7 protein-coding genes are annotated in these 8,511 nt (G+C 70.9%); all 7 read left to right on the top strand.

All coding sequences use genetic code 11. The features are described from left to right. The coding region (locus tag FLW16_RS44065; protein ID WP_221891411.1) for a hypothetical protein at positions 1-188 on the top strand (188 nt) is incomplete at its 5' end. A 211-nt stretch (positions 189-399) separates the two neighbouring features. Beyond that, complete coding sequence (locus FLW16_RS33500; protein WP_142564230.1) at positions 400-606, top strand: hypothetical protein; 207 nt, start codon at positions 400-402, stop codon at positions 604-606. Positions 607-644: 38 nt separating this feature from the next. After that, the gene (locus FLW16_RS33495) at positions 645-1,754 is read left to right on the top strand and encodes a Gfo/Idh/MocA family protein (protein WP_260615849.1); all 1,110 of its coding nucleotides are present in this window, start codon (positions 645-647) and stop codon (positions 1,752-1,754) included. A 16-nt stretch (positions 1,755-1,770) separates the two neighbouring features. Further along, positions 1,771-3,678 (top strand): amino acid transporter, encoded by a 1,908-nt coding sequence (locus tag FLW16_RS33490; RefSeq protein WP_142564228.1) that lies wholly within the window; start codon positions 1,771-1,773, stop codon positions 3,676-3,678. A 68-nt stretch (positions 3,679-3,746) separates the two neighbouring features. Next, positions 3,747-5,747, top strand: a complete 2,001-nt coding sequence (locus tag FLW16_RS33485; RefSeq protein ID WP_142564226.1) for an erythromycin esterase family protein — start codon at positions 3,747-3,749, stop codon at positions 5,745-5,747. A gap of 50 nt (positions 5,748-5,797) precedes the next feature. Beyond that, positions 5,798-7,966 (top strand): glycogen debranching N-terminal domain-containing protein, encoded by a 2,169-nt coding sequence (locus FLW16_RS33480; protein ID WP_142564224.1) that lies wholly within the window; start codon positions 5,798-5,800, stop codon positions 7,964-7,966. Continuing rightward, on the top strand, positions 7,963-8,481 hold the full coding sequence (locus FLW16_RS33475; RefSeq protein ID WP_142564222.1) for a phosphate-starvation-inducible PsiE family protein: 519 nt from the start codon (positions 7,963-7,965) through the stop codon (positions 8,479-8,481). Before FLW16_RS33480 ends, FLW16_RS33475 begins: the two co-directional genes overlap by 4 nt. Positions 8,482-8,511 lie beyond the last annotated feature (30 nt).

Raw genomic sequence — 8,511 nt, 5'->3', positions numbered from 1 at the left:
CCTCGATCGTGCTCGGGCTGATCTTCGGCCTCGTCTGGGGTGCGATCAGTCACGTGGTGCAGCACCGGGCGTTCGCCTCGATGCCTGCGGTCGTCGCCGACCACTACGACATCCTCGTCGACCCCGAGTTCGCCGACGAGGCCCGGCGCGTGCTCACCGACGCTCGTGAGGCCGCTGCGCTCAGGTGAGCGCCAGGAGGGGGATGAGAACAGGCCAAAACGGTGGCATCGACCTCGGCACGGCGAACTCGGTCATCGCGACCACCGAGGACGCCCGCACCGGCTGACCCTCCTGTGGCTGCCGCGGGTCCCGCGGTCCGCCTGCTCTGGCAGTGAGGGGGACATCATGCTGCCCGGGGGCCGGCTGTCGCGGTGTGAGCGGCGAGCGGAGGACTGAGCGATGCCGTCAGAGGACATGGGCGACATGGTGACGGTCGAGCTGTTCTTCCAGTGCAGGCACGACGTCGTCAGCGAGGAGATCCGGGTTCCACGGGCCGACTGGGACGCGATGAGCGCGGGCCAGCGCGACGCGTACCTGGCCGACCGCGTCGACGCGCTCGTGTGCGCGAACTCCAGCGCCGGTTGGAGGGAGATCCAGGAGGGGTAGCGGCCGGGCGACGGCCCGTCGTGGGAGTGGGTGAGAGCGTGGGCGCGCTGAAGGTGGCTCTCGTGGGGTTGGGCGTGGCGGCCCAGGTCGTGTACCTGCCGCTGCTCGCCAGGCGGAGGGACATCTTCCAGGTGTCCGCCGTGTGCGACCTGGACGGCGACCACGCGGAGACGCTGGGCCGGGAGTTGGGCGTCAGATCCTACGACCGTGCCATGGCCATGCTGGAGGCGGGCGGGTTCGACGCGCTGATCGTCCTCACGCCCGGTTCTCACGGGCCACTCGTGAAGTCGGCCCTCGCCTGCGGCTGCTGGGTGCTGTGCGAGAAGCCGCTCGCCTACAGCCGGGCCGAGCTTCGCGGCATCCCCGGCGACGCGCGGCTGATGGTGGGTTATATGAAGCAGTACGATCCGGCCACGCAGCGCCTGCTGTCGACGCTCGGCGAGGCCGGCGGCGCCAGGGCCGTGCGCCGTCTGGACGCCACCGTCCTGCACCCCTCCGAGGAGTCGCAGCTCCTGTTCGCCAGAGCCCGGGTGTCGAGGCCGGCGTCCGAGCGGCTCGCCCCCTATCTGGAAGCCGACGACGAGGCGATCACCCAGGCTCTGGGAACGGTCCCGGAACGGCTGCGGCGCCTCTACTCCCGGGTCCTGCTCGGCGACGTCCGGCACGAGCTGTCCGTCATGCGGCTGCTGGTCGGCTCGCCCGCGACCGTGGACCATGTGTCCGTCTGGCCGGACGACGTCTTCCCGCCCTCGGTCGAGGTGAGCGGGAGACTGCCGGACCCCGCGCGCGGCAGGTACGGCCTGTGCTGGCACCACCTGCCGGACTACCCCGTCTACCGGGAGACGATCGCTGTACACCACGACCACGGCTCGCTGGAACTGTGCTTCCCGACCCACTACCTGCTGAACGCCCCGACGAGCCTCACCGTCCTGTCGCGGACCGGCACGGCCGAGCGCACGGTCGCCTACCGCGACCTCGCGGAGGCGTACGAGCGGCAACTGGTGGCCTTCCACCGGTTTGTCACCCAGGACGAACCACCGCTCACCGGGCTCGACGGGGCGTTGAAGGACATTGTCACTGCGCAGCGGATCCTCCGCCGCCACGCCGAGCAGACGGGGCTCCCCGTCGGCGGCGAATGCGTGGAGTAGGGCGAGTGTGGGCGGCATGGCGACCAGGGACAGCGTCCGCTCCTGGCTCCTGGAGGGGCTTCAGCACGAGGACGTGATGCCCGCCGGGCCCCATGTGATGGAGGCGCCGCACAGGCGGCATGCCTGGTGGCGGGTCATGTGCCTCACCGGTCTCGACTACTTCTCCACCCTGGGCTACCAGCCGGGGATCGCCGTGCTGGCGGCGGGCCTGCTGTCGCCCGTCGCGACGTTGTTCCTCGTCGCGCTGACGCTGTTCGGCGCGCTGCCGGTCTACCGGCGGGTCGCGGTGGAGAGTCCGCACGGCCAGGGCTCGGTCGCGATGCTGGAGCGGCTCGCCCCGAGGTGGTGGGGCAAGCTGTTCGTCCTGGTGCTGCTCGGGTTCGCGGCCACCGACTTCGTGATCACGATGACGCTGTCGGCGGCCGACGCGACGGCCCACATCCTGGAGAACCCCTTCGTGCCCCGCGCCCTGCAGGGGCACCAGATCAGCGTGACGATCGGCCTGCTGGCGCTGCTCGGCGGCGTGTTCCTGCTGGGCTTCAGCGAGGCGATCGGCGTCGCCGTCGTCCTCGTGGGCGTCTACCTGTCACTCAACGTTGTGGTGGTGACGGCGGCCGTGCTCCATGTCGCCGACCGGCCCGTCCTGGTCGTGGACTGGAAGCAGGCCCTGCTGTCCTCGCACGGCGGGCCGGCGTCGATGGTGCTGCTGTCCCTGCTCGTCATGCCCAAGCTCGCCCTCGGCCTGTCGGGGTTCGAGACCGGGGTGGCCGTCATGCCGCTGATCAAGGGGGACCTGGCGGGACGGATCAGGGGAGCCAAACGGCTGCTGACGACGGTGGCCCTGGTCATGAGCGTCTTCCTGATCGCCAGCAGCTTCGTCACGAGCGTGCTGATCCCGCTGCGGGAGTTCCGGGAGGGCGGCAGGGCCAACGGCCGGGCCCTGGCGTACCTGGCTCACGCCTATCTTGGGAACGGGTTCGGCACGCTGTACGACGCGAGCACGATCGCGATCCTGTGGTTCGCCGGCGCTTCCGCGATGGCGGGCCTGCTCAACCTGGTTCCCCGTTACCTGCCCCGATATGGCATGGCCCCCGACTGGACGCGGGCGGTCCGGCCGCTGGTGCTGGTCTTCACGGCCGTCGCGTTCGCCATCACCGTGATCTTCCGGGCGAGCGTGACGGCGCAGGGCGGGGCGTACGCCACCGGGGTCCTCGTGCTGATCCTCTCGGCGGCCGTCGCGGTCACGGTCTCGGTCTACCGGCGTCGCAGGCGCGCGGCGACGGCGGCGTACGCGGCCATCGCCCTCGTCTTCACGTACACGCTGGTGGCGAACGTGATCGAGCGGCCGGACGGTGTCAAGATCGCGTCGTTCTTCATCGCGGCCATCGTGGTCACCTCGCTGATCTCCCGAGCGACCCGGTCCACCGAGCTGCGGGTCACCCGCGTGGTCCTCGACCCCCTGGCGGAGTGGTTCCTCAGCGAGGTGCCCGGCGACGAGGTCCACCTGATCGCCAACGAGCCGCAGCTGCGCGACCGGGCCGAATACGAGGAGAAGGTGCGTGAGCAGTGGCGCAACCACCGGCTGGATCCCGCCACGCCGGTGCTGTTCGTGGAGGCCACCGTCCCGGACGCGTCGGAGTTCCTGACAGAGCTGCGCGTCCGGGGCGAGGAGCGGTACGGGCACCGGATCCTCCGGCTGGAGAGCTCCTCGATCCCGAACGCGCTGGCCGCCCTGCTGCTCTACATCCGCGACCGCTTCCACAAGCTGCCGCACATCTACTTCCACTGGGCCGAGGAGAACCCCGTCGCCGCGATGCTTCGTTACCTGGTGTTCGGAGTGGGCGACGTCCCTGCGATGACGCGCGAGATCCTGCGGGAGGCCGAGCCGGATCCCGAGCGCCGTCCCCGGGTGCATGTCGGATAGGCCGGCAGGCTTCCGCGTTTGCGCCACTCGGATGGGGGTATCGGCTGCGCGACCGGGAGGCGAGGCTCATGACTGATCGCCTGTTTTCGGATCGCCGGGACGCGGGCCGGGTGCTCGCGGGACTCCTCGACCACTACCGCGGGCTGCCTGACGTCGTCGTCCTGGGCCTGCCGCGCGGCGGCGTGCCGGTGGCGTACGAGGTGGCGACGGGGCTGGGCCACCCGCTCGACGTGTTCCTGGTGCGCAAGCTCGGCGTGCCCGGCCGCGAGGAGTTCGCCATGGGGGCGATCGCCGGCGGCGGAGTGATCGTGCTCGACGAGGACGTCATCCGCGCGCTCGCAATCCCGTCCGAGACGATCAGGGAGGTCGCCCAGCGGGAGTCCCGCGAGCTGGCGAGACGGGACCGCGCCTACCGGGGAGACGCGCCCACGCCGGAGCTACGCGGCAAGATCGTGATAGTGGTCGACGACGGACTGGCGACCGGCGCGAGCATGCGTGCGGCGATCCGAGCGGTGCGGGAACGGGAACCCGCCCAGATCGTCGTCGCCGTGCCCGCCGCGCCGCAGTCCACCTGCGAGGACCTGTCCGCCCTGGTGGACGAGGTCGTCTGCGCGACCACTCCGACCCCGTTCTTCTCGGTGGGGGAGTCGTACTGGAACTTCACCCAGACCACCGACGAGGAGGTGCGCGAGTTGTTGCGCGCGGCGTTCTCGGCGCGGGCCTGGGCCCCGCCCGCCCGGACCGACCTCGCCGTCCTGCGCTCGGAGCTCGTGCCGACGGAGGACGGCGTGCCCTCGGACGAGGTGCTGTTCCACATCGTGGGCGACGCGCGGTTCGTACTGATCGGCGAGGCGTCGCACGGCACCCACGAGTTCTACGCCGCGCGCGCCCGGATGACACGGCGGCTGATCGAGGCCAAGGGCTTCGTCGCCGTGGCGGTGGAGGCCGACTGGCCCGACGCCTACCGGGTGAACCGGTTCGTGCGCGGCCGCGGCGACGACGCGTCGGCGGAAGAGGCGCTGCGCGGCTTCGCGCGTTTCCCCACCTGGATGTGGCGCAACGCGGACGTCCTCGACTTCCTCGGGTGGCTCCGCGAGCGCAACGAGCGGCTGGACGAGCGGTCGCGGGCGGGGTTCTACGGACTCGACCTCTACAGCCTGCACCGCTCCGCGGAGGAGGTCATCGCGTACCTCGAGAAGGTGGACCCGGTCGCGGCGGAACGGGCCCGCAACCGCTACTCCTGCCTCGACCACAGCGACGGCGACGACGGGCAGGCGTACGGCTTCGCCGCCGCCTTCGGCGCGGGGGAGTCGTGCGAGCGGCACGTGATCGACCAGCTCGCCGAACTGCAGCGCAAGGCGCTGCAGTATCAGCGGGCGCAGGGGCTGCTCGGCGAGGAGGAGTTCTTCTACGCCGAGCAGAACGCCAAGGTGGTGGCCGACGCCGAGCGGTACTACCGCACGATGTTCGGCGGCCGGGTGTCGTCGTGGAACCTGCGCGACCGGCACATGGCCGACACCCTGTTCGCGCTGGCCGAGCACCTCGGCTGGCAGCGGAGCGAGCCGGCGAAGATCGTGGTCTGGGCGCACAACTCCCACCTCGGCGACGCGCGGGCGACCGAGATGGGCGCGCGCGGCGAGCTCAACCTCGGCCGGCTGGTGCGCGAGCACAACCGGGACGACTGCCGGCTCATCGGCTTCACCACCTACACCGGCACGGTCACGGCGGCCGACGACTGGGGCCGCCCGGCCGAGCGGAAGAACGTGCGACCGGCGCTGCCCGACTCGATCGAGGAGCTGTTCCACGAGGTCGGGCACAAGGAGTTCCTGCTCGACTTCGTCCACTCGGTCCGGGCGGCGGACCTGCTGCGCAGGGCGCTGCTCGAACGGGCCATCGGCGTCATCTACCGCCCGAGCACCGAACGGCAGAGCCACTACTTCCAGACGCGCGTCTCCGACCAGTTCGACGCGGTGATCCACATCGACGAGACCCGCGCCTTGGAACCCCTGGAGCGTACGGCCCGCTGGGAGCGCGGAGAGGTTCCCGAGACCTACCCGGTGGCGGTCTGAGACCGGGACAGCAGGGTTCCAGCAGGCCCGCCGTTCGGGGGAGGGATCATATGGCGAACGCGTGGACGTTCGAGGGGCAGCCCGCCGCCCTGGGAGCCGGCACCGTGACGCTCGTCGAGGGGAGCTCGTTCTGCGTCTCCTCCTGGAACGGCGACATCCTGCCCGGCGGGCCGCAGGGTGTCTACCACGCCGATACCCGGCTGCTGTCCCGCTGGGAGCTGCGGGTGGACGACGTGCCGATCGAACCGCTCCAGGTGCTGGCGGGCGAGCCCTACCACGCCGCGTTCCTCGGCCGGACGCAGCCGAGGCCGGGCCGCGCGGAGAGCACCCTGATGGTGGTGCGGGACCGGTACGTCGGCGGCGGCCTGCGCGAGGACCTGCTGCTGCGCAACCTCTCCGACGAGCCGGCCGGCTGCGTGGTGGACGTCCACATCGGCTCCGACGTCGCCGACCTGTTCGAGGTGAAGATCAACCGCGTTCGGCACGTCCCCGACGTCGACCTGGTGCCCGAGGGGGCGAGCCTGCGTGTCTACTCGCCGAGCCGCGCGCGCGGCGCCGTGATCAGGACCGCCGACGCGCTGGCCGTTCCGGGGCTGCTCGGCTTCCGCGTGGCCGTGCCGGCCCGGGGGGAGTGGAGGGCGGCCCTGCAGGTGAATCCGATCATCGACGGTGAGGAGTCGCAGGCGTGGTTCTCCACGCGCCATCCCGTCCAGCATGCCGGGCCCGCGGTGCGCCTGGCGGCCTGGCAGCGGCACGGCCCGTACGTGGTCACGGACCATCCGGGGTTGGCCAGGACGCTCCGGCGGTCCAAGGAGGACCTGGGGTCTCTGCGACTGTACGAGCCCGGGCCCCCGGACGAGCCACCCACGATCGCCGCCGGCGCGCCGTGGTTCATGACGCTGTTCGGCCGCGACTCACTGCTGACCTCGTGGATGGCGCTGCCGCTCGACCAGTCGCCGGCGCTCGGGACGCTGCACCGCCTGGCCAGGCTGCAGGGCACGAAGGTCGACCCGCTGTCGGAGGAGGAGCCCGGGAAGATCCCGCACGAGCTGCGGTTCGGCGCGCGGTCGGGCGTCTCCCCCCACGGCGGCGCCTGCTACTACGGCTCGGTCGACGCCACCCCGCTGTACGTCGTGCTCCTCGCCGAGCTGCGCCGCTGGGGCATCCATCGCGAGGCCGTCGAGGAGCTCCTGCCGCACGCCGACGCGGCGCTGTCGTGGATCGAGGAGTACGGCGAGCGCGCGGGCCCGATCGAGGGGTTGCTCTGGTACCGCCGCAAGACCGACAAGGGCCTGGTCAACCAGGGCTGGAAGGACTCCTTCGACGGGGTGAACTTCGCCGACGGAACCCTGGCCCGCGCGCCCATCGCCCTGGCGGAGGCGCAGGGCTACGTCTACGCCGCCTACATCGCGCGCAGCCACTTCGCGCACGAGGCGGGCGACCACGAGACCGAGCGCCGCTACACGGAGCGGGCGTGTTCCCTCCGCCGCATGTTCAACGAGCTCTTCTGGCTTCCGGAGCGAGGCTGTTACGCGATCGGGCTGGACCGCGAGGGCAGGCCGATCGACAGCGTGGCCTCCAACATGGGCCACTGCCTGTGGACCGGCATCGCGGACGAGGACAAGGCGGAGTACGTGGCCTGGCACCTGCTGTCGGAGGAGATGTTCACCGGGTTCGGCGTCCGCACGCTCGCTTCGTCGATGGGCGCCTACAACCCGATGAGCTACCACAACGGATCGGTGTGGCCGCACGATAACGCCCTGATCGTGTCGGGCCTGATGCGCTACGGGTTCGTCGCCGAGGCGCAGCGGGTGGCCATGGGTCTGCTGGACGCGGCGGAGGCGTTCGGCGGGCGGCTCCCCGAGCTCTTCTGCGGGTTCGGCAGGAAGGAGTTCCCCATCCCGGTGCCCTATCCCACGTCGTGCTCCCCCCAGGCGTGGGCGGCGGCGAGCCCCGTCCAGATCCTGCGATCACTGCTGCGCTTCGACCCCTGGATCCCGTACGGCCGGCTGTGGGTGGCCCCCGTGCTGCCGGAGGAGTTCGGCGAGCTGAGGATCACCGGGTTACCGCTGGCCGGTGGCCGAGTCAACCTCGTGGTGTGGGGCAGCGGCGAGACCAAGTTGAGCGGACTGCCCCCGGAGATCGAGGTGCACTGCGAGCCCCGCCCACCGGTCAGCACCCTTGTCGGCCACCACGACAAGTTCACGGGCGAGCCGTGAACGACGACCCGCCCGCGCGGGACCCGCGGTTCGGGGACCACCCGTCGGTCATCCGGTACGCGCGCACCAACCTGGACGTGCGGCTGCTGAAGGTGCTCGCCGCGGCCGAACGCGTGATTCTCTATGTGGTGTCGGCAGTGCTGCTGGCGATCGCGGGCGGCATCGTGATCATGTTGTTCGCCATGGTGGTGCGCGGCGACGTGGGGTGGACGGAGAAGGTCGTCGTCGTCATCGAGGACCTCCTCCTCGTCCTCATCGTCCTGGAGATCTTCGCCACCGTCCTGACCCATCTGGAGGGCGGCCGGCTGCGGCTCGAGCCGTTCATCATCGTCGGCATCATCGCCGTCGTACGGCACATCATGTCGGTGGTCGTGCGGCTCACCGTGTCGATGACGGCGGCGGAGAGCCGTGAGCAGTTCACCGAGATGGCTGTCTACGCCGGGGTGGCCTTCCTGCTCACCGTCGCACTGGCCCTGGCGCGGTGGTCACAGCCGAGAGTTCAGCGAGGACCCTGATCCGGAGCTCGGTTGTCATACGCCGCGTCG

It is taken from the genome of Microbispora sp. KK1-11 (genome assembly GCF_006874435.1).
GTDB lineage: Bacteria > Actinomycetota > Actinomycetes > Streptosporangiales > Streptosporangiaceae > Microbispora > Microbispora catharanthi.
Note: the sequence above shows the minus strand (reverse complement) of the source record. Positions and strands in the feature narration are given on the sequence as shown.

Bases quoted from the DNA above. Each gene is read 5' to 3' on its own strand.
- FLW16_RS33500 (WP_142564230.1), top strand. From the start codon at position 400: ATGCCGTCAGAGGACATGGGCGACATGGTGACGGTCGAGCTGTTCTTC.
- FLW16_RS33490 (WP_142564228.1), top strand. From the start codon at position 1,771: ATGGCGACCAGGGACAGCGTCCGCTCCTGGCTCCTGGAGGGGCTTCAG.
- FLW16_RS33485 (WP_142564226.1), top strand. From the start codon at position 3,747: ATGACTGATCGCCTGTTTTCGGATCGCCGGGACGCGGGCCGGGTGCTC.
- FLW16_RS33480 (WP_142564224.1), top strand. From the start codon at position 5,798: ATGGCGAACGCGTGGACGTTCGAGGGGCAGCCCGCCGCCCTGGGAGCC.